The organism is Phyllobacterium sp. MT110, from assembly GCF_058792715.1.
Genome location: NZ_JBXAFE010000001.1, coordinates 1,956,667 through 1,976,398 on the forward strand (window position 1 = coordinate 1,956,667; position 19,732 = coordinate 1,976,398).

General features: G+C 59.6%; 18 protein-coding genes, 1 tRNA gene and 1 pseudogene. 5 read left to right on the top strand and 15 right to left on the bottom strand.

The window, feature by feature from the left end; all coding sequences use genetic code 11:
• The first annotated feature begins 1,293 nt into the window (after positions 1-1,293).
• Entirely contained in the window at positions 1,294-1,536 is a 243-nt protein-coding gene (locus tag AC1Q5O_RS09940; RefSeq protein WP_492562682.1) for a helix-turn-helix domain-containing protein, read from the top strand.
• Here the strand turns inward: AC1Q5O_RS09940 and AC1Q5O_RS09945 are convergent.
• The 3 genes from AC1Q5O_RS09945 to AC1Q5O_RS09955 form a co-directional block, all read right to left on the bottom strand.
• Complete coding sequence (locus AC1Q5O_RS09945; protein WP_492562684.1) at positions 1,505-3,145, bottom strand: tyrosine-type recombinase/integrase; 1,641 nt, start codon at positions 3,143-3,145, stop codon at positions 1,505-1,507. The two genes, AC1Q5O_RS09940 and AC1Q5O_RS09945, sit on opposite strands and share 32 nt — an antisense overlap.
• Positions 3,146-3,210: 65 nt before the next feature.
• Positions 3,211-3,287: transfer RNA gene (locus AC1Q5O_RS09950), tRNA-Ile, on the bottom strand.
• Between the two features lie 163 nt (positions 3,288-3,450).
• Complete coding sequence (locus AC1Q5O_RS09955) at positions 3,451-4,479, bottom strand: sugar-binding transcriptional regulator (protein ID WP_463012064.1); 1,029 nt, start codon at positions 4,477-4,479, stop codon at positions 3,451-3,453.
• A gap of 158 nt (positions 4,480-4,637) precedes the next feature.
• Here AC1Q5O_RS09955 and AC1Q5O_RS09960 point away from each other — a divergent pair, with 158 nt between their 5' ends.
• Positions 4,638-5,399, top strand: coding sequence for a hypothetical protein (locus tag AC1Q5O_RS09960; protein WP_472460698.1), 762 nt, complete (start codon positions 4,638-4,640; stop codon positions 5,397-5,399).
• Here the strand turns inward: AC1Q5O_RS09960 and ptsP are convergent.
• The 5 genes from ptsP to AC1Q5O_RS09985 are packed head-to-tail and all read right to left on the bottom strand — an operon-like array spanning position 5,396 to position 10,112.
• Positions 5,396-7,366, bottom strand: coding sequence for a phosphoenolpyruvate--protein phosphotransferase (ptsP, locus tag AC1Q5O_RS09965; protein WP_492562687.1), 1,971 nt, complete (start codon positions 7,364-7,366; stop codon positions 5,396-5,398). The two genes, AC1Q5O_RS09960 and ptsP, sit on opposite strands and share 4 nt — an antisense overlap.
• Before the next feature lie 51 nt (positions 7,367-7,417).
• Complete coding sequence (locus AC1Q5O_RS09970; protein WP_464661293.1) at positions 7,418-7,795, bottom strand: PTS glucitol/sorbitol transporter subunit IIA; 378 nt, start codon at positions 7,793-7,795, stop codon at positions 7,418-7,420.
• 29 nt (positions 7,796-7,824) lie between these two features.
• Positions 7,825-8,841, bottom strand: coding sequence for a PTS glucitol/sorbitol transporter subunit IIB (gene srlE / locus AC1Q5O_RS09975; protein WP_223612651.1), 1,017 nt, complete (start codon positions 8,839-8,841; stop codon positions 7,825-7,827).
• A gap of 22 nt (positions 8,842-8,863) precedes the next feature.
• Positions 8,864-9,622, bottom strand: coding sequence for a PTS glucitol/sorbitol transporter subunit IIC (gene srlA / locus AC1Q5O_RS09980; protein WP_223612650.1), 759 nt, complete (start codon positions 9,620-9,622; stop codon positions 8,864-8,866).
• A 55-nt stretch (positions 9,623-9,677) separates the two neighbouring features.
• A complete protein-coding gene (locus tag AC1Q5O_RS09985) occupies positions 9,678-10,112 on the bottom strand; it encodes a transcriptional regulator GutM (RefSeq protein ID WP_223612649.1) in 435 nt (144 codons plus the stop codon).
• A 171-nt stretch (positions 10,113-10,283) separates the two neighbouring features.
• On the opposite strand from AC1Q5O_RS09985, the gene AC1Q5O_RS09990 reads away from it, so the two are divergent.
• The gene (locus AC1Q5O_RS09990; RefSeq protein WP_288194650.1) at positions 10,284-10,934 is read left to right on the top strand and encodes a hypothetical protein; all 651 of its coding nucleotides are present in this window, start codon (positions 10,284-10,286) and stop codon (positions 10,932-10,934) included.
• Here AC1Q5O_RS09990 and AC1Q5O_RS09995 read toward each other — a convergent pair.
• Genes AC1Q5O_RS09995 through AC1Q5O_RS10010 form a run of 4 tightly spaced genes read right to left on the bottom strand, consistent with a single transcriptional unit; the run spans position 10,915 to position 15,655 of the window.
• Positions 10,915-12,249, bottom strand: a complete 1,335-nt coding sequence (locus AC1Q5O_RS09995; RefSeq protein ID WP_492562690.1) for an acetoin dehydrogenase dihydrolipoyllysine-residue acetyltransferase subunit — start codon at positions 12,247-12,249, stop codon at positions 10,915-10,917. The genes AC1Q5O_RS09990 and AC1Q5O_RS09995 overlap by 20 nt on opposite strands.
• A gap of 3 nt (positions 12,250-12,252) precedes the next feature.
• Positions 12,253-13,251, bottom strand: a complete 999-nt coding sequence (locus AC1Q5O_RS10000) for an alpha-ketoacid dehydrogenase subunit beta (RefSeq protein WP_463012060.1) — start codon at positions 13,249-13,251, stop codon at positions 12,253-12,255.
• 12 nt (positions 13,252-13,263) lie between these two features.
• On the bottom strand, positions 13,264-14,289 hold the full coding sequence (pdhA, locus tag AC1Q5O_RS10005) for a pyruvate dehydrogenase (acetyl-transferring) E1 component subunit alpha (RefSeq protein WP_223612645.1): 1,026 nt from the start codon (positions 14,287-14,289) through the stop codon (positions 13,264-13,266).
• Positions 14,290-14,335: 46 nt separating this feature from the next.
• A complete protein-coding gene (locus AC1Q5O_RS10010) occupies positions 14,336-15,655 on the bottom strand; it encodes an NAD(P)H-dependent oxidoreductase (RefSeq protein ID WP_492562692.1) in 1,320 nt (439 codons plus the stop codon).
• A 176-nt stretch (positions 15,656-15,831) separates the two neighbouring features.
• Here AC1Q5O_RS10010 and AC1Q5O_RS10015 point away from each other — a divergent pair, with 176 nt between their 5' ends.
• Positions 15,832-16,503, top strand: coding sequence for an HAD family hydrolase (locus AC1Q5O_RS10015; protein ID WP_492562694.1), 672 nt, complete (start codon positions 15,832-15,834; stop codon positions 16,501-16,503).
• 70 nt (positions 16,504-16,573) lie between these two features.
• Here the strand turns inward: AC1Q5O_RS10015 and AC1Q5O_RS10020 are convergent, their stop codons facing one another.
• The 3 genes from AC1Q5O_RS10020 to AC1Q5O_RS10030 form a co-directional block, all read right to left on the bottom strand.
• Complete coding sequence (locus tag AC1Q5O_RS10020; RefSeq protein WP_492562696.1) at positions 16,574-17,305, bottom strand: SIMPL domain-containing protein; 732 nt, start codon at positions 17,303-17,305, stop codon at positions 16,574-16,576.
• 111 nt (positions 17,306-17,416) lie between these two features.
• The gene (locus AC1Q5O_RS10025; protein ID WP_346306722.1) at positions 17,417-17,770 is read right to left on the bottom strand and encodes an antifreeze protein; all 354 of its coding nucleotides are present in this window, start codon (positions 17,768-17,770) and stop codon (positions 17,417-17,419) included.
• 117 nt (positions 17,771-17,887) lie between these two features.
• Positions 17,888-18,352, bottom strand: a complete 465-nt coding sequence (locus AC1Q5O_RS10030) for a YcgN family cysteine cluster protein (RefSeq protein ID WP_492562698.1) — start codon at positions 18,350-18,352, stop codon at positions 17,888-17,890.
• 263 nt (positions 18,353-18,615) lie between these two features.
• Between AC1Q5O_RS10030 and AC1Q5O_RS10035 the strand changes: the two are divergent.
• A pseudogene (locus tag AC1Q5O_RS10035) lies at positions 18,616-19,732 on the top strand (hypothetical protein); the annotation flags it as partial.

Here is a 19,732-nt window from a genome sequence, read left to right on the forward strand (position 1 = left end):
TGCTATTCCTTGCGGCGTTCCTTTGAGCCGATAATTGGGCCTTTCGGACCCTACTAGGAAATATGAAACCCTGCCGTATCTGTTATAAGATAATAATCAAGATACCGTAATGCTATCGATACAAAATTACCTTAAGATTACTAAATACCAATAATACATACGTATATTACACACAGATATATAATATATACGTAAAAATACATAATTATAATATCATTATTATATAAGAAACATACACATAAAGACAATGTCATCATCAGCTATATTATGATACTGAACATGACATAAGCTATCTCATGCCAGATAACATCCGGTAGTTCTATAGATAGCTATATGGCTCTTGCATCAGACCATCGGTTACGGATTGCTACATTTCAACACAAACTACGGATGTAGAATACGGATATAGTTACAAGATCAATAAGCAATCATTAAATTCCCGGTATGCCTGCATCTATTGTGTTTTTCATACACCATACAACAACACAGAAGATTTGTGCAGAAATAGCGTACAGGAATGACACATTACAACTGACAAACGGACTACTTCATCAGCCTAGCTAAAGCACTATCGGTCAATATTAGTGCACCTCATCTCCGAGTTTAGAAAATACTCGCGGGCTTACTTGCACTACACCCCGCATTCAGCCACAGAAGACCGCTGGCGAGCAAACTGGGTATGGGGTGGCAAAACGTACCTAGGCAGCCAAATCCTCGTCAGCGGTCAAATATAGGAATTTTAGCCTTCACTTAGAATTTGATAACACATTGATATAATTGATATTCTGTACGCTTAGTTTGTAATAGGGCCCGTGCGGGAGGTTAGTAAGATGGTGTGCACCCCCTTGCCAGCCTGAACCTTGGGCTTGCCATCAAGTTCGCAAGCTTCGGCACAGAACAGTTCAGTCACCTAATGTCCGGCCAGATGTTCGTATAGAACTTCCATGCGACAAACAGTAAGAATATTACGGTATACCATTCCATTAGAACCGAACCTCTCTGGCTTCTGCCTTGAATGCGTCACCTTTTCACCTTGTAGTGCGCGTTGTGTAGAGGGCCTAGCCCTGCAATGTTCCTTGGTTCAGTAGTTCGCGATAGACATAAGCCCGGACTGCCTCGGTTCCCATTCTGATCGCAACATAACGGAATGCCTTGTAGCCAGCGAACATCAGCCCCCCCAATAGTAACAGTTCCACGCTTCCCATCCTCGTATTGCGACATACCCGAAACATCCGATTTTTGGATAATCTGATTTTTGGATTACCGCACTGTTGAGGAAACAGTCAACTAGGCATGTCGAAAACTCTGCACTCAAAACGTCATCAACTTCTGGTAGCGGCAATTGCTCAGCAACGCCGTGCCAAAGGTCTGTCTCAGGCGCAAGTAGCCAAAACTCTCGGAAGGCATCAGCCTTTTATTGCCAATATCGAAAGCGGCCAACGGCGTGTTGATGTGCTTGAGCTGCTGACGATAGCCCGTATCATTGATCTAGACGTCCACGCCATTATTGAGCGGCTGCAACAAGTTCAGGACTGAAGTCCAGCTTTTGCAATGCGTCGTTCAACTGCGTGATCGTATAACCCTTGAAATAGTGCTGCTGAGTAACACCTTGCTGTTGGTGACCGACAAGCGCCTTCACGATCGGCTCCTCAACATATGCATGCATCAACCGTGTTACGACTGTGTGCCGGAGGCTGTGAAAAACCAGTTCCTTGCTTTTGATGCCAAGTTCTGGAAGCAGTTTTTCGTTGAACCAACGACCAAGATTGCGGCCCCATCCGTTCTGTTTCGAATACGTAAAATCTGGAAATAGTTTCTGTTGTCCGCGTCTGCGCATCACTTCTACGTGGTCAATTAAGCCCATTTGGATGAGCCGCGCATGTATGGGTACCAAGCGTGTAGCCGCTGCTGTCTTCAGATGCTTGCCCTCATCGTCCTCATTAAGATCAAAACACCAGATGCCGTCCTCTTGGCGAATATCCGCCAAATGTATCTGTGCGATCTCATTAAGCCTTGCACCGGTGTAGATACCAATAAGAGGCCCCCATTTCTGGTAGTCCTTTTTGATAAGACCCTTTTCGTTCCCGACAACCGTATTTAGAATGATATTGATTTGCTCGTCAGAAAAGTCGGTGCGCTCGTTCTGCCCGCGTTTCTTGTTCTGGCGGATCGTAAGACCAGAGAACAAGTTTGCATCTATATGGCTGTTCCGCTTCGCCCACTCGAACATGTCGCTGTAGGTTTGCAAGTACTTGTTAATGGTGGGAACCTGTATCGTTTCCACGCCCGGCAACACTAGAACTTCGGCAAGTGGTTTGGTTCTCGTCAAAGGGTTCTTCGATCTGTTCTTAGGATATGCAAGCAGCGTGTCCTTCACCCGCTTTGCTTCCCTAGCAGTGAGACTGCGTACGTCTGTATCGAAACCCAGTACCTCTTTCAGGAGTTCGATGTGCTCTGACTTCTCCATTTCGGTTTTGGGAACCCAGTTCTTGCCGATCTGCTTTTCCCTACTGTAGCTGCCTGCAAGGTCGGCAATGCTCATGCCCTTTGACCTGTCAGTTTTATCGAGTGTTGTGATCGTTTGTTTCGAACCCGACTGAAAGTTGTACCGGTCAAGGGATTTGTCGTAGTCCAAAACCGCTTTGATAAAATCACGGTAGGATGGTTTGATTTCCTGCTTTAGCCATCCGTATTCATCACTGCCTTTCTGTATTGGCAGCCGGTACTTATCGATAAACCGTTCCAGCAAGTCGTCGTCCGATTTCACGAGAGAGAGCGGCGTATCTGTTTTCAGGCCATGCTTTGCGACCATGATGCTGCTCTTGAGAACCTGCCGATCCACCTCCGTGAGGCGACCCTTCGCATCGATCTCGTTTTGGCTCTGCTCCAATAGCTCGCGGAAGTGATCCGTAAGCAAAGTCCGTATTTCGCCGTACCGCATTCCGTGTACAATTCCATGATCGTTCAGCTGGTCGCCTATCTGGCTTAGAGAACGGGACAAGCGCAATGCTTTTCGTGGATCGCGGGTACGTAGGGACAGCTTGAGAGTGGATTGTTTGTTCTGTGGATGCAGTTGAGTGGGTATAGGCCATCGCACGTAGAAAATGCCGTTACGCGACTTCACAAGATAGGCTGGATTTAACAACTAATGTCTCCCTTGGATGTCCCACCAGCGCAATCCAAGGGTTAAGTCTTTGACTTTAAAGAGAATGGTGGGCCCGGAGGGACTCGAACCCCCAACCAAGCGGTTATGAGCCGCCGGCTCTAACCAATTGAGCTACAGGCCCCACCTGAAAGCGGCAAACCCTAAGGCTGCCGCCCGTCTTCCCCGCGATCAATAGCGGGAAAAATCACGAATGCAATGCCCGATTTGATCTCATCGCCCGATAGGGCAATTTCGGGCTGAAAATCCACAACTCCTGTGGATTTTCATGCGCTTGCGCGGACGGGTCAGCGCTGCTCCTGCCCGGCCAGCACCAGCAGCTGGCGCGCGCTTTCCTCGTCGGTGATGAAAACCGTCGGGCGGATCAGTTTCATCGCGCCAAGCAGGGCGTTGATCTTTTCCTTGCCGCCGGATGTCAAAACGCGCACCGGAACCTTCTGCAGGGTCTCGATGCCCACCGACATGACGAGATCATGAATCGGGTGATCGACGAGGCGCCCCTGCTGGTCGTAGAAGTGGAACAGGATATCGCCGACCGCGCCGCGTTCGGCCAGGGATGACTGGTGTTCCTCATTGAGGAAGCCGATGCGGTAGGGCGTGCTGGATGCCGTTTCGATGGCGCCGACGCTGAGCAGCACGAGGTCGAGATCCTCGGCCATCTCGAACACGCTCTTCAGGCCGCAGCGCTCGATCAGCGCCGTTCGGGTCTCGACGCTGTCCACCAGCGCCGGGGCCGGAATGAGATAGCCGTTGCCCTGAAACAGCTGGGCGAACTGCCAGGCGAATTCCGCCGGGTTGAAGCGGCGCGGCTGGCTGATGCCGCCAAGCAGCGAAATCACGGTAAAATCGTCAAGCGCGCGCGCTTCCAGATAGGACAGCGTGCTGAGCAGGGTACGCCCCCAGCCGACGCCGATGCGCATGCCGTTGGCCACCACGCCCGACAGATAATCGCCGGTGGCGGCACTGATGGCCGGTATCGGATCGTTGTCGGCCTGCGACAACGGGGCGATGATCACCTTCTCCAGCCCGAACTGCTGTTCGACCTGCCGCTCCAGCGCAATCAGGTCCGACAGATAGCCCTGGATGCCGATCTTGACCTCGTTGCGGGCGCGCGCCTCGGCCAGCATGCGCACGATGGTCACGCGGCCGACGCCGAGCACTTCGGCAATCTCGTTCTGGGTCATCTGCTCGATGTAATACATCCAGGCGGCGCGCATGCGCATGCGGCTGATTTTCGTATCGGGCTGCCCGATATCCAGGGGTGCCTTTTTCGGAGTGTTCGGCGCGCTAGTCGCCCGCTTGCGTCGATCGGTCACTTTACACCCCCTATTGCTCGTATCCGTTTCCTGCCGGTGCCAGATTTGTGTGCTGACAAAACAACGCCGTGCACAGTACACTCCGGCAGAATATTGTTTAGCAAGTCACCAAAAGCAGATACAAAGCATTATCCACTTTGCAAGTCGAGGTCTGCCACATGATCAGGGATATTTCAAACGAGATCGTCGTCGGCCTCAAGGACCGGTTGCGCGATGTCCGGCACATGATCCGGGCCAGCCGCAGCGACAAGATCAGGACGGCCGCCCCTGAAGGTCCGGAAGCTTTGCTGGGTCATGCCGCCCGCGTCGTCGACAAGGCGCTGACCGTGGCCGAAAAAATCTCGATTTCGCTGGTGTCGCAGGACCCGAAGGCCCATTCGGCCACCATCGAGGCGCGCAGCCTGCATGCCTATTTTCCCGCCGACAGCGCCAAGGGCGAAGCCTTGTTCCGCCGCGATGTCTATTATCTGGCGAAACGTATTTTTACCGTTCTCGGCAGCGAAAACCCGGTGGTTCACGAGGCGACCTTTGCCTCCGTCCATGCGATCATGATTCGCCGGCATGCCGACCGCATCAAGGCGGCAACCCGCACGAACGGCTTGACCGAGATATCGGACGCCTGCGCGGTCCTGACCTTTGAACTGCAGTCCAGCCACCAGGCCCAGCCGCTGCCGCCGCATATGCCTGGTGACAACGGCCCGGACATGGCGACCCGGTTCCTGTGCTTCTCCGCCATTGCGCTTGCCATCGGCCTTGCCAGCTACAGCGACAATGAAGAGCCGGGCGACGAAAAGCTGGTGGAGAGTGCGCTGCTGGCACTGAAAGCCCGCCACACCAGCCTCATCGAGGCCACGCAGGGCAAAAACCGGACGGATGCGCTGTCCGGTCTTTTCGCCTTCCTGATTCCGGTCCTGCCTTAAGCGTTTTTAGAGCCGTCCAGAACGCATTTCTTGGCGCGCTGGATCGATGACGGGCTCATGCTCAGCTCGGTCAGGCCCATGGCGATGAAAGCCGGGATCAGGTCCGGGCGTCCGGCGGCTTCACCGCACATCCCGACCATGATGCCCGCATCGACCCCGGCTTTTGCCGTCAGTTCAATGGCGGCCATGACAGCGGGGTGGGTCACGTCGTTCAGCTTGGCCACCGTCGGGTTGAGCCGGTCGGCGGCCATGATGTACTGCGTCAGGTCGTTGGTGCCGATGGAAAAGAACGCCACTTCCCTGGCGAGTGCCGGGGCAGTCAGCACGGCGGCCGGTGTCTCGATCATCACACCGAGATCGAAATGCGCAAATGGCGTGCCTGCGGCGGCCAGTTCCCCGGCGCACTCCTCGATCAGCGCCTTCGTTGCCTGCACCTCGCCGACACCCGAAATCATCGGCAGCATCACCTTGATGTTGCCGTGGACAGCCGCGCGCAGCAGCGCCCGCAGCTGCGGCTTGAAGATATCCGGCCGGTCCAGGCACATGCGGATGCCGCGCCAGCCGAGGAACGGGTTTTCCTCATCGGGAAAGTCGACCCCGGCGATCGGCTTGTCGCCGCCGATGTCGAGCGTCCGCACGATCACCGTGTGCGGCGCAAAGGCCTTGGCGAGGCTGGAATAGGTTTCCGCCTGCAGATCTTCCGACGGCAGGTGGATATGCCGCATGAACAGGAGTTCGGTGCGGAACAGGCCGACGCCCATGGCGCCCGCTTCCTTCGCCGCATCGATTTCCTCGAGCGAACCGATATTGGCGGCAATGTCGATGACCGTGCCGTCGGCGCGCCGGGGCGTAACGTCCTTATAGGCGGTCAGCGCGCGCTTTTCCGCTTCAGCCTTGGCAATGGCCGCCTGAAAACGATCGGCAACGGCCGTATCCGGATCGGCGAAAACCGCGCCGCTGTCGCCGTCGAGCGCAACGGTCCTGGCATCCTTCAAATCGAGCACGGCGCGGCCAAGGCCAAGCACGGCGGGAATGCCATGGGCACGGGCGATGATGGCGACATGCGAGGTGGCGCCGCCATGGCCGCAGATCACCCCGGCGATGCGCTTCAACGGCGCGCGGGCGAGATCCCAGGCGCCGATATCCTCGGCAACCAGGATCGAACCCTCGGCGATGGTGTCAAGGTTGACGTCTTCCTGCCCCAGCAGGGCCAGGCATATCTGCCGCCCGACCGCATTCACATCGTCGGCGCGGGCGTTGAGATAGGGATCGTCCATGGTGGCGAAATCGGAGGCGATCTTCGATGTCGCCCCGATCACTGCCGAAACCGCATCGATCCCGCCTTCGACGATGGCAATCGCCCCGCCGGTCAGTTCGTCGTCATTGGCGATATCCTTCAGCGCCGCGACAATACCGCGGTCACTGTCCGCCAATCCGGCTTCCGACAGCGAGGCGTCCATGCGCTTCTGCACGGTGGCGATGGCCTGCTTCAGGCGCAAAACCTCGTCGGCGATGGCATTGGCCGCCAGCGGGCGGTTCTCATGCTTGATCTCTGCGGGAAAAAACCCGTAGACGGGGCCGACGGCCACGCCTTCGCTTGCAGCGACACCGCGCAGGGCACCATCGGCGGCAGGACCATGCGCAGGCCTGTTCGCGGCGGGCTTCCCGGCATCCGGCTTCGGCGGCTGGACCGCGCCGTCATCTTCGATCCCCGCATGCGGGTTTTCGAGGTAGCCGATCAGCGCCTCGATGGCTTCGATGGCATCGGCACCGGTTGCGCGGACGGTGATTTCCTCGTTTTCCTTAACGCCCAGCAGCATGAGTTTGACCGAACTCTTGGCGCTGACCGACCTGTCATCCTTGACCAGCTCGATATCCGATTCGAAACTCTTGGCGAGTTTGACAAACCGGGTGGCTGGCCGCGCATGCAATCCGTCATGCACCCGCACAATCGTCGAGCGTTCCATGCTTTACTCTCTTTGGTATTTCGTTCTGTTTCGGCCTGTCAGTCCTGAACCCTATCCGATGGTGATGGTCGCACCCACCTTGAGGGTTGAAACCAGTTCGCCGGTATCCACTTCCGATGCACAGATTTCACCGGGACGGTCAACATGATCGGACCCGTTGAATGTGATGACAACATGGCCGATGTCCCGGACTTTCTGCCAGGCATAGTCGCCGATGCCGGTTATCTTGGCCGAGAGATCGCCGATGCGGATCACCGAACCGACCGGCGGCGTTGCTTCCGACGGCGTGCCGTCGACCAGATGCAGGATCGAAACCTCGGCAAGTTCCGGCGGCGCGCCATCGGCAAACAGGATGACAACGCCTCCCTCTGCGAGGTCCGCCACCTCGGGACCCACGGCTGTTACCCGTGTTTTCAAAAGAACTGACATGATGGCGAACCTCTTCTTGTTAATCGGATTTAGAATACGATCAGGCTGACAACCCAGGCGATCAGCACCGAGACGGGACCCATGATCTGGCGGCTGATCAGAACCGCCGGGACACCGATCTCGATCGTCTTGGGCTTGGCTTCACCCAGCGCCAGTCCGACCGGCACGAAATCACAACCAACCTGCGTGTTGTAGGCAAACAGCGCAGGCAGGGCCATTGCGGGCGAAATCGTGCCATTGGCGATCTGCGGGCCGATGATGGCCACGCCGATGACCTGCGCAATCACCGCGCCCGGTCCCAGGATGGGGGACAGGAACGGCAGGCCGCAAATGGCCGAGATGATCAGAAGGCCGACGATGTTGTTGGCAAGCGGACCCATCGGCTGGGCCAGCACATCGCCGATCCCCGTGTAGAGGATGAAGCCGATGAGCATGGTCACGAAGGCCATGAACGGCAGGACGTTGCGGATGACCTGATCGATCGTGCGGCGGCCGGCATTGAAGAAAATGCCGACGACGCGGCCCATGACCCGGCCAACCGAACTGATCAGCCCGATCAGGCCGCCTTCGCCGTTGTCCGATGCCGTATCCGTGCGGCTGGACATGGCAGCGGCCATTTCGGCCGGTGTCGGCGTGGCAGCGGCCCCCGCCACCGTGGCTTCCTGCGATCCGTCGGCAAGCTCGATATTGGCTTCCTTGACGCCGGAGACATAGATGTCCTCGGTGATGAACTGGGCCAGCGGGCCGGACTGGCCGACAGGCGTCAGATTGACGGTTGGAATGCGCTTGCGCGGATAGACGCCGCAGCGTGCGGTACCACCGCAATCGACGACGACAACGCCCATTTCGCCTTCGACCGGCGGCGACTTGAAGCCATCGACGGCTTCACCGCCGGTGAGTTCGGCGATCCGGCGCGCCACGGGATGAATCCCGCCGCCCGTGACGGACACAACCTTGTTGCGCTGCGGTGTCAGCTGGATGGTCAGCGGGCCGCCCCAACCGTTGGAGCCCTTGGATATTTTGACTGGTTTATAGGTCTTCGACATTGTTTTTCTCCCCACCCCTGACTTAAAGCTCGATGCCCTGGCGCCGCGCCATGATGGCGGTGATGCGCTCGGTCAGCATGCCTTTGAGGAGGATGACCACGAGACCGACAATGGCGTACCAGATCGCCACCCGGATGTGATAACCGGCGGGAACAAGACCCTTCTTTTCCAGTTCGAGCAGGGCCACCAGAATGCCGCCCCAGACGAAATACTCGCCGGGATTGATATGCGGGAACAGGCCGAGCGGCGGATGCACATAGGACACGGCAGCGTCATAGAACGCCGGCTTGTGCTTTTCCTCGAGGAACGAGCCGAACGTATAGGCCATCGGATTGGTCAGGAAGAACACGGAGAGCAATGGCAGCACCGTGTAACGGGTCAGGGCGATACGGCCCGCGCCGCGCGCGATGCCATGGACACGCTCTTCGCCGACCAGTTCGGTCAGCGCGTAGAAGGCGGTCATCAGCACGACGAGCGTCGGGATGATACCGGTGACGAAACCGGCAAAGACTTCGCCGCCCTTCTGGAAAATACCGATAAAATATTTACCGGCGCTGGTGAGCCAGCCGAGCTGCTCTTCCTTCTGCACGTTCTGCAGCTTGTTCTTGAATTCCTCGACGGAAATATCGCCGCTGGATTGCGCCAGAACCACGAGGTCATTGCCCGCGTGGTGGATAGCCTGTTTGCCGTGCAGCGCAGCATCCGAGACCATCGACCCTGCCACCGACAGATGGTGCATGGTGACGTCGGCGTGCTGTGCCAACATTGTTAGAATTGACATGTTCCCTCCTCCTTATCGGCCATTTGCTTGGGTACGGCCACCCCCGGGCTTGCCCCTATGCGTTGACTGTCTTGATTCCTGCCAGGCCCGGCCGCTTCGGCTCGGCGCGCGCACGATCGATCTGCTCGATGGCGCGCTCCGCCGCCTTGGCCAGGGCCGGGTCTTCCACGCCGGATAGGAGCGGATCGGCGCGCAGGGCGTTCAGCGTGATTCCCTCGAATTCGGTCCGCCGCGCAAACTTCGCGAAAACCGAACGGCCGCGCATCACCAGGAAGCGCTGCACCACGAGATCCGGCGTCACCACCACGAGAGCGATGACGCCTTTGCCGAAACGTCCGCGCACATTGCCTGCACCGACATATCCGTCATTGTATTTCGACGTAATTCCCTTCATCACATCGCCATAATGGCGCATCTGGTACCAGACGCCCAGCGACTGCAAAGCCCAGAGAACTCCAAGGGCAAGCAATCCCCATTGCCACATCGCCATGTCTTCAACCTCCCATTGTCCAGTCATAAACATATGCTATGCCGGAACGGAAAAATATAGAACATTTGTTTTTTGCAATGTCAATATGTATGATTTCCTGTATCATTGAAAACTTGGCTTCCTGTGCATTGAAGCGTAAGACATTGATGGAACTGATCAGAGAGATACGGCATGGATTTTCTGTTTCGCGATGAGCTGGTGAATACGCCCGACCTGCGCCACCGCCTGCGGCGGCTGCGTTGGTTCCGCATGGCCTTTCGCAAGAATGTCGCGCTGATTGCCGAGCATTATGGCTATCGCTTTGTCATTGACGAAACGAAGCTGACCGCCGCTTTCCTCAACTGGATCGAAACCGTCGAGCAGCAGAAATCCTTCGCCCGCATCGACCGCAAGGACTTCATCATCTTCGCCGCCGGTCTGGTGCTGAAGGAACTCATCACCGAGGCGCCCGCCAAGGTCCAGGGGCATACGCCGCAGACCAATGCCGATGCCACCGAAATGGCCGATATCATCGCCTTCTGGCCGGAAGGGTTTCTCTACACCAACTTCTGCGTCGGCACGATTGCCGCCATCTACGAACAGGAATTCGGCACGGCGCCGCAAATCGCCAGCTGCGCCAACGACCTGCGGACCTGGTGGTCCTACAAGGAAAATGTCACGGAAATGCCGGGCTACGCCGTGGCCTTTCTCGACAAGTTCCTCGGTGCGGAGCCAAACTGGGTCATGCCCAACCTGGCATCCGCCCGCAGCGCCATCCAGCGCGCCCTCGTCGCGTCGAAGGGCGGCAGCCGCCTGACCGCGACTACCCCGCCGACCGGCTGATTTCCCGCAGGATCCGCACGACCTTTTCCCGTTGCTCCAGCTGCGGCATGTGCCCCGTCCCGGCAAAGACATGGACAGCGATCTCGCCGGGCAGGCCTGCGGCATGGGCCGCCGGAATGATCCGGTCCGCCGCCCCGACGATCACCCGGACCGGCATGGCCAACCCGGCAAGGTTTCTGCGGATATCGAAGACCTGCGTGCCATCGGCAAAGAAGCGGTCGGCCACCAGCGTTTGCGCCGCGCGCAACCCCTCGTCCTGCGACTGGGCAAGCGTTGCCTTGACGAAGGACTTGGTGAGGAGGCTCTCGTCCTGCACCAGCAGTTTCATCCAGGCGACGAGACTGGCTTCGGCCCTTGCGCGGACGAACCCCTGCAGGAACGCCCCGTTGATTTCAGGACCGAGTCCGGCTGGCGCGATCAGCGTCAGGGCGCGGATATCGAGGTTGCCGCGCGCCGCGACCTTCGCCGCAATCGCCGCGCCGAAGGAATGCGCCGCCACCACGACCGGCCCCGCATGATGGGCGGCAATCGTCCGCTCCACCAGCGCGGCAATGGAATCAATGTCCGCCGGAATGTCGCGCGGTGATTCGCCATGCCCCGGCAGATCAATGGCCAGGATCGGGCTATCCAGCGTTGTCCCGGCCAGCATCGGCCGCCAGCTGTTGAGATCGGAACCGAAGCCGTGGATCAGCACCAGCGGCGCGAGCGCCGCATCGTTGCCCTGCCGCAACCAGACCGCATGCAGCGGCGCGTCACCGGTCCTGGCCTGCACGGGAACAGCAACAGCCGGTTGAGCCGCCGCCGGCCGCGCCTGCGGAACATTGGCTTCGACATCCCTGCGCTGAATCCGGCCCTTGGGACCGGAGCCCGCAACGGACGTAAGGTCGATCCCGCTTTCCCTTGCGATCCGCCGCGCCAATGGCGTCGCGCGGACACCATCCGCTACGGCAGCCGCTGCGACAGGCAGGGTTTCCGCAACCGCGGCAACCGGCGAGGCAATGGCGGCATCCAGCGGCGCGCTGGAGATGGCGGTCTCCACGACATCCGGCTGGCTTGCCGGTGCGGCATAGGTTTCGCCTTCCGCATAAATCCACGCGACGCACTGGCCAACGGGCACGACGGCGCCTTCCGCGGCCTTGACGTCACGCAGGATGCCGGAGGCCGGCGCATCCACTTCCATGGCGGCCTTGTCGGTCTCGATTTCGAACAGCAGCTGGCCCTTGGAAATGCTGTCGCCTTCCTTGGCGTACCAGCGCGAGATCTGACCGGTCTCCATATCCATGTCGACCTTGGGCAGGATGACTTCGGTAGGCATGAGCTATCGCACCCCCTTCACGAGATCGCGGGCGCTGGCGAGAATGCCCGGCACCTGCGGCACGGTGGCCTTTTCCAGCTCCGGATTATACGGGATCGGTGTTTCCGCCCCGCCCAGCCGCACAATCGGCGCGTCGAGATAATCGAAGGCCTCGCTTTCGGCGATCATGGCGCTGACTTCCGCGCCGACACCGAGGGTTTTCACGCCCTCATAGACGCACATCAGCTTCGACGTCTTCTTGACGCTGGCAATGATCGTGTCCTTGTCCATCGGCCGGACGGTTCTCAGGTCGACGACTTCGACGTTGATCCCTTCCTTTTCCAGCTCCCTGGCCGCTTCCAGCGCCTTGTGCACCATGATGGCCGAAGCAACGATGGTCAGGTCCGTGCCCTCGCGCACAACAGCCGCCTTGCCGATCGGCACGGTGTAATAGCCTTCGGGCACCGGGCCCTTCATCTTGTAGAGCAGCTTGTGCTCGAAGATCATCACCGGGTCCGGATCTTCGATGGCCGCCAGCAGCATGCCCTTGGCATCGTAGGGCGTGGATGGCTGGATGACCTTCAGGCCGGGAACGTGGCCGAGCCAGGCTTCGAGGCTCTGGCTGTGCTGTGCCGCCGCGCCCGTGCCGGAACCGGCGGGAAAGCGCATGACCAGCGGCACCGAAACGGCACCGCCCAGCATGTAGCGGATTTTGGCCGCCTGGTTGACGATCTGCTCCATGGCCAGCGCCGCAAAGTCGGAGAACTGGAATTCGAAGATCGGCCGCATGCCGGTCAGCGCCGCGCCGACGGCAACGCCCGCACCGCCAAGCTCGGAAATCGGCGTGTCCATCACCCGGTCCTCGCCGAAGCGATGCACGAGATCGCCCGTGACCTGGAAGGCGCCGCCATAGACGCCGATATCCTCGCCCATCAGGAACACCCGGTCATCGGCCTCCATGGCAAGCGCCATGGCTTCCTGGATAGCCTGCGAATAGCTCAGCTCGCGGATTGTCTCATTCATCTGGAAAGTCTTTCAGTCCGTGTACACGTCGCGCGTGAGATTGTTCAGATCGGGAGATGGGCTGTTCCTGGCAAATTCGATCGCCTCGGCGATCTCCTTCTCCACATCCGCGCGGATGGCTTCGATATCCCCATCGGTGACGAAGCCGAATTCCTTCAGCTGGGTCTCGAACAGGTCGATGGGATCACGGTTGGCAATCCAGTCCTCGATCTCTTCCTTGGTGCGGTAGCGGTTGCGGTCGCTCTTGGAATGGCCGCGATGGCGATAGGTCTTGCACTCGATCAGCGTCGGGCCCTCGCCGCGCCGCGCCCGCTCGACAGCCTCGTTGGAAGCCTCGGCGACATCCGACAGGTTGTTGCCGTCGACGATCACGCCCGGCATGTTGTAGCCGGCGGCGCGATCCGCCACGTTCGGCACCGCCGTCGACCGCTTGGTCGAGGTGGACATGCCGTAGCCATTGTTCTCGCAGACGAAAACCACCGGCAGTTTCCAGATCGCGGCAATATTCAGCGCCTCGTGAAAGGCGCCTTCATTGTTGGCGCCGTCACCGAAATAGGAAATGACGACCTTGCCGTTCTTCTGCTTCTTGGCGGAAAGCGCGGCACCCACGGCAATCGGTATGCCGCCGCCGACAATGCCGTTCGCGCCGAGATTGCCCTTGGACACATCGGCGATGTGCATGGAGCCGCCGCGGCCCTTGCAATAGCCGGTTTCCTTGCCGAAGAACTCGGCAAACATTTTTGACACTTCCGCGCCCTTGGCAATGCAATGGCCGTGACCGCGATGCGTCGAGGTGATCATGTCATTGTCGTGCAGCGGCATGGATATGCCGACGGCGCTGGCTTCCTGCCCGATGGACAGGTGCATCGTGCCGTGGATGAGCCCGCGCGTGTAGGATTCTTCCGCGCCCTCTTCGAAGCGGCGGATGAGATACATCTTGCGCAGGGCTTCCTTCAGCTGCTCCGGAGAATAGTGCCGGAACGCGAAAGGAAGATTGCTGCCATCGTCCTTGAATTTGGCGTTTGTGGCGGGAGCCATGCTTGGCACTCCTTAGCTGTTTGCCCTGAATTCTGGTTGCCGGACGTCACGCGCCATAGACGAGCTTGTCCTGCCGCTGTCTGAGCTCGACGATCTTCGAGCCGGGGATGGGGGCGGCATTGGCGCTGGTGATGAGTGCGCCCTTGGCGATGGGCGCCGTCACCGTGCCGCCCTGCAGCAGGCCGCAGGGAATGGCTCCGGCGGCGCGCGCCTCCGGCGCCGTCATGATCCAGGCGCGGTAGCAGTATTCGCCGATCGCATCGAGCGTGTCGCCGACCTTCAGGTCCTTTTTCGCCACCGCGCAGACTTCCGCCACCGGTTTCGCCAGCGGCACCATGTCCGCCTTGCCGTAGAGCACGACGCGCGCGCAGGTCAGCGGCACTTCCAGCGAGGTCAGGTGATAGGGCCGGTGGAAGGTGAAATACGGGCCCTTGCCCATCTTCAGATCCTCCATCCGCTCCGAAATGCGCGGATGCGACATGTCGGCGACCACGAATACGCCCGGCGCCACGCCCTTGCCGATGGAATAGTCGACCACACCGACGCGCGACAACAGCCCGCCATCCCTCTGCGGGATCAGCGTCTTGTTGAGCTGGTCCAGCGTGGCGGCGGGGCCATGCATGCCCGCCTTGTCGGGCACCAGCCCCGTGGCATTGGCGATCGCCGCCATTTCCACCATGGTCTTCGAGCCGTCGACGAATTCCACCAGCATGCGCACATTCATGTGGCGCCGCGCCGCCTCTTCCGCGTAATCGTCGGGAATGGCGTCGATGTTGAGCGGGTTGTTCTTGCCCTTGCCGGCGGCAACGATCGGATGGCCCATGGCCGAGACGAATTCGATCAGCTCCATGCAGGAGGACGGCTCGTCGCCGGCGCCCAGCGAATAGGTGACGCCAAGGCGGTCCGCCTCGCTTTTCAGATACGCCCCGATGGTCACATCCGCCTCGACATTCATCATGACGAGGTGCTTGCCGTGCTCCATGGCTCTGAGGCCGATCTCGGCCCCGACCGCCGGAACGCCGGTCGCATCGATCACCACGTCGATCAGGTCATTTTCGAGGATGAGGTCGGCATTGTCGGTGACGGCGATCCGGCCGCCTTCCATCGCCGCGGTCAGGGCCGAGCCGGTGGTCACTTCCTGCGCATGCCCGGGTTCGCGGTAGGCGATATCGACGGCTTTGAGCGCATTGGGCAGGTTCAGTTCGGAAATCGCGCCGATCTCGACGCCGGGCATATGCGCCACCCGCGTGACGATGTCCGTGCCCATCTCGCCCGAGCCGATCAGCCCGATGCGGATCGGACGCCCCGCATCCGCCCGCGCCTGCATGTCCCGCGCCAATCCCGTCAATGCCACATTGCTCGCCATACCAAAACGCTCCTCAAAAGACTTCCGATGCGATGCCGGAAACCGCTCTCATCCTGCCAATCGAATATTGAACATTTGTATTTTAGTCAAGACCTATGTGCATTATAAGGATGATAACGATGATCCCGTAACTACTGCGTCGACCCATGGAACGCAGGCTTTGAAGAGAGATGGAAATGCCGCAAAACAGGTTCGATCTGATAGTTTTTGATTGCGATGGCGTGCTCGTGGACAGCGAGCCGCTGGCGGAACTGGCCTATCACAACGTCTATGCCAGCCATGGAATGGACCTGCCCGCAGGCACCATTGCCCAGTGCGTCGGCATGAAGCAGGCCGATATCATCCGGCGAATCGGCGAGCTGACCGGCTTTCACCTGTCCGACGCGGGCGAAGCCGGGCTGTGGCCGGAGACGAAACAGGTCTTCAGCCAGTTCCTGCAGCCGACGGCCGGCATTGCCGCCCTGCTCGCGGACTTGGAAACGCCCTGCTGCGTTGCCTCGTCATCGTCGCTGGAGCGCATTCACTTCAGTCTGAAAACCACGGACCTTGCCGGATATTTCGGCGAAGCGATCTACAGCTCGTCCATGGTCAAGCGCGGCAAGCCCGCCCCGGACCTGTTCCTGCATGCAGCCAAGGAGATGGGCCACGAACCATCGGCCTGCGTTGTCATCGAGGATTCGCCCTATGGTGTCGAAGGCGCCGTGGCGGCAGGCATGACGGCTATCGGCTATACCGGCGGCGGCCACACCTACACGGCCCACGCCCAGACCCTGCTCGACAAGGGCGCCAGCGCCGTCTTCGCCGACTGGAAGGATATTTCCTACTGGATGCGCGCCGCCAACGACTGACCGGCAGCCTACATGCACAAACAAAAAAGGGTGCCTTGCGGCACCCTTTTCGCTTGGTCTTAGACCAATTCTAGTTCTTCAGCTCGAACGTCACATTGACCGTGACATTGTAGCTGTTCTCGCCGGCAGCCACCGGGACCGAATCGGATGCTTCGGCCGCCATCATCTTGGCGCGCGGTGCACCGCCATAGGGGCGCGGCTGGAACGTCTGTTCGCTGATCTCGATGACCTTGCCGACTTCAACGCCGGCCGCCGCCGTCAGGGTTTTCGCCTTGGCAATGGCATTGGCCACGGCCTTCTTGCGCGCTTCCTCGACGATTGTCTCCGGCTTGTCATTGGTGAATGTCAGGTTGCCGCCCTGGTTGACGCCCAATGTGACGGACTGATCGAGAATCTCGCCGACCTTCTTCAGGTCACGCACCCGCACGGACAGCGAATTGGAGACGGCATAGCCGACAATCTTCGGTGCCTGCGGCGGCTGGCCCTGCTTGTTGTCCGGATAGACATAGCGCGGATCGATGTTGAAACCCGATGTCTGCAGGTCGCGTTCGGCGATTCCGGCCTTCTTCATTGCGTCGAGAACCTTGGCCATGGTCTCGTTGTTGGCGGTCAAAGCTTCCCGTGCGGTCGGCTTTTCCTGCAGCACGACGAGTGAAACGATAGCCATGTCAGGCGCGGCAGTGGCTTCGCCTTCTCCGGTCACCGTAATGCGCGGGCGCGGAGCTTCCTCTGCCATGGCAGCGAACGGAACGGCCATCATTGCGGTTGCGGCAAAAGCCACGGCTAGAAATTTTGGTGTCATGGATGATCTCCCCAAGATGAAGTGACACAGCTGCGTCGCAGCCGATTATGGGCGCAATAGGGCGAAAGATACAACTTTCGCCCTAAGCGTGCATTACGTGTACGGATGAAATCAGCGGATGATCGGGCAGCCCGGTGCGCGGGCAAAGACAACCGCCGAGCGATGGCCATAGCGCCAGCCGGTGACGCGAACCGCATTGCGGTTCACAACCGCGCGCGGGTTGCGGATACCCATGCGGCTTGCCTTGTTCAGGGCCTGGTTGACGCTGCAGGCGCGGACGGGACGATAGCCGCCATGATAGCGGTGACCGTAGCGATGATCGACCTTGACGACATTGGACACCGGACCGGCGGCATCAGCCATGGACGATGCCACCGGCGCTGCCGAGGCGGCACTCACGCCGAACACCGAACCGAGCCCGAGAGCGGCGGTCACAGCGAGCATCTTGATGGACATGCGGGACATGGGCGTTTCTCCTTTGTTGGTTGTTGCTCCGGACGGGAAAGTCCGGAAGGTGATCGTTTGTTCCACTATTCACCTGAACAAAGCTTCAACGCGCTGTTCATCTCCCGTTCAGTAGGATTAATTTTCCGAAGAAGACGATTGCGCCATCATCATATGGTCGAAATAATCTTCGTCCGTTTTCAGGTCATGATCATAGGCGGTGATCTTGCCGCGCACCGAAATGCCCGCCTCGTGCACGGTGTTCGCGCTGCCCGAAACCAGCGGATGCCACCAGTACAGGTCTTTTCCCTCGTCGATCAGACGATAGCCGCAGGTATCGGGCAGCCAGTCCACCTCGCGCACGATCTCCGGGGTCAGGAAGACGCAATCGGGAACTTTCTTCTTGCGGTGCACATAGTCCGAGCACTGGCAGGTCCCCGCATCGAGCAGGGTGCAGGCCACCGTGGTGAAATAGATTTCTTCCGTGTCTTCGTCTTCGAGCTTGTGCAGGCAGCAGCGGCCGCAGCCGTCACACAGGCTCTCCCACTCCGAGCGGTTCAGCTCGTCGAGCGTCTTGGTTTTCCAGAATGGTTCTTTGGGCATGCGCTGCAATACATCGGCCGCGACGCCGCGTCCAGAGTTTTGCATGAACGCAAGATGAACGGTGCCTTCACATCGGATACAGGCGCGCCCGTGCAATCTTGCTGTAATCGGATTCAGGCAGGATCACACATGTACCGGTGTGAGGCTCAAGGAATCTGGTGAGAAGACCGCGATGGACAATCGGCTGCCACAAAGCTGGCACAACCTCCGGTCACAAACATTTGACGTGTTTCCAAGGAAGGAAACGCAAGACAGGGATGACAATGAAACGTACAGCGCTCTTTTTTGCTTCGACAGCAATCCTGTTCTCCTCGCCCTCGGCGATGGCGGAACAGTCGCCTCTCCCTCGCCCCTACATCTCCTCCAACACCAATGAAGCACCGCTGCTGATGGCCCAGGCCGCAGCCGATCCGGCTGCAGAACTGGCGAAGAAGCAGCAGGAAGAAGCGCAAAAGGCAGCGGAGCACGAAGCCGCCGCCCGCGCCGAAGAGGCAAAGCAACGCGCTGAAAAAGAGGCTGCCGCCGCCGCCCACGCCCAGCAGCAGGCGGAGGAACAGGCCAAGAAGCGCGCCGACGAGGCAGCGCACGCCGCCGAAGCGCAGGCAGCCGAACGCGCCCAGGAGGCCAAGCGTGCCGCCCAGGAAGAAGCGCAGAAGGCGGCCGAGCAGCAGAAGGCCGTAGAAGCCCAGGCCAAGCAGAAAGCGGCGGAGGAGGCACAGGCTGCCAAGGCCGCGGAAAAGGCCGCCGCCCAGGAAGCCGAACAGGCCAAGCGCGCCACCCAGGCCGAGGCACAGAAAGCCGCCGAACAGCAGAAAGCCGTGGAAGCGGAGGCCAAGCAAAAGGCCGCTGCGGACGCGCAGGCCGCCAAGGCTGCTGCTGCGCAAGAGGCTGAACAGGCCAAGAAGGCTGCAGAAGACGAGACGCGCAAGAAGGCCGACGCCGCCCAGAAGGCAGCCGACAAGGCCGCCAAGGAAGCCCCGGCCGCCGAACAGCCTGCCACGGCAAAACCCGTCGAAGCCCAGAAGCCGGCTGCCGAACAGCCCGCCACGGCAAAACCCGCCGCTGAAAAGCCGGCGCCGGTCACCGAACCCGCAGCGGCCGAAAAGCCAGCCAAACCCGTTGAAGCCCAGAAACCGGCTGCCGAACAGCCTGCCACGGCAAAACCCGCCGCTGAAAAACCCGCGCCGGTCACCGAACCCGCAGCGGGCGAAAAGCCGGCCAAACCCGTCGAAGCCCAGAAACCGGCTGCCGAACAGCCTGCCACGGCAAAACCCGCCGCTGAAAAACCTGCGCCGGTCACTGAACCCGCAGCGGGCGAAAAGCCGGCCAAACCCGTCGAAGCCCAGAAACCGGCTGCCGAACAGCCTGCCACGGCAAAAC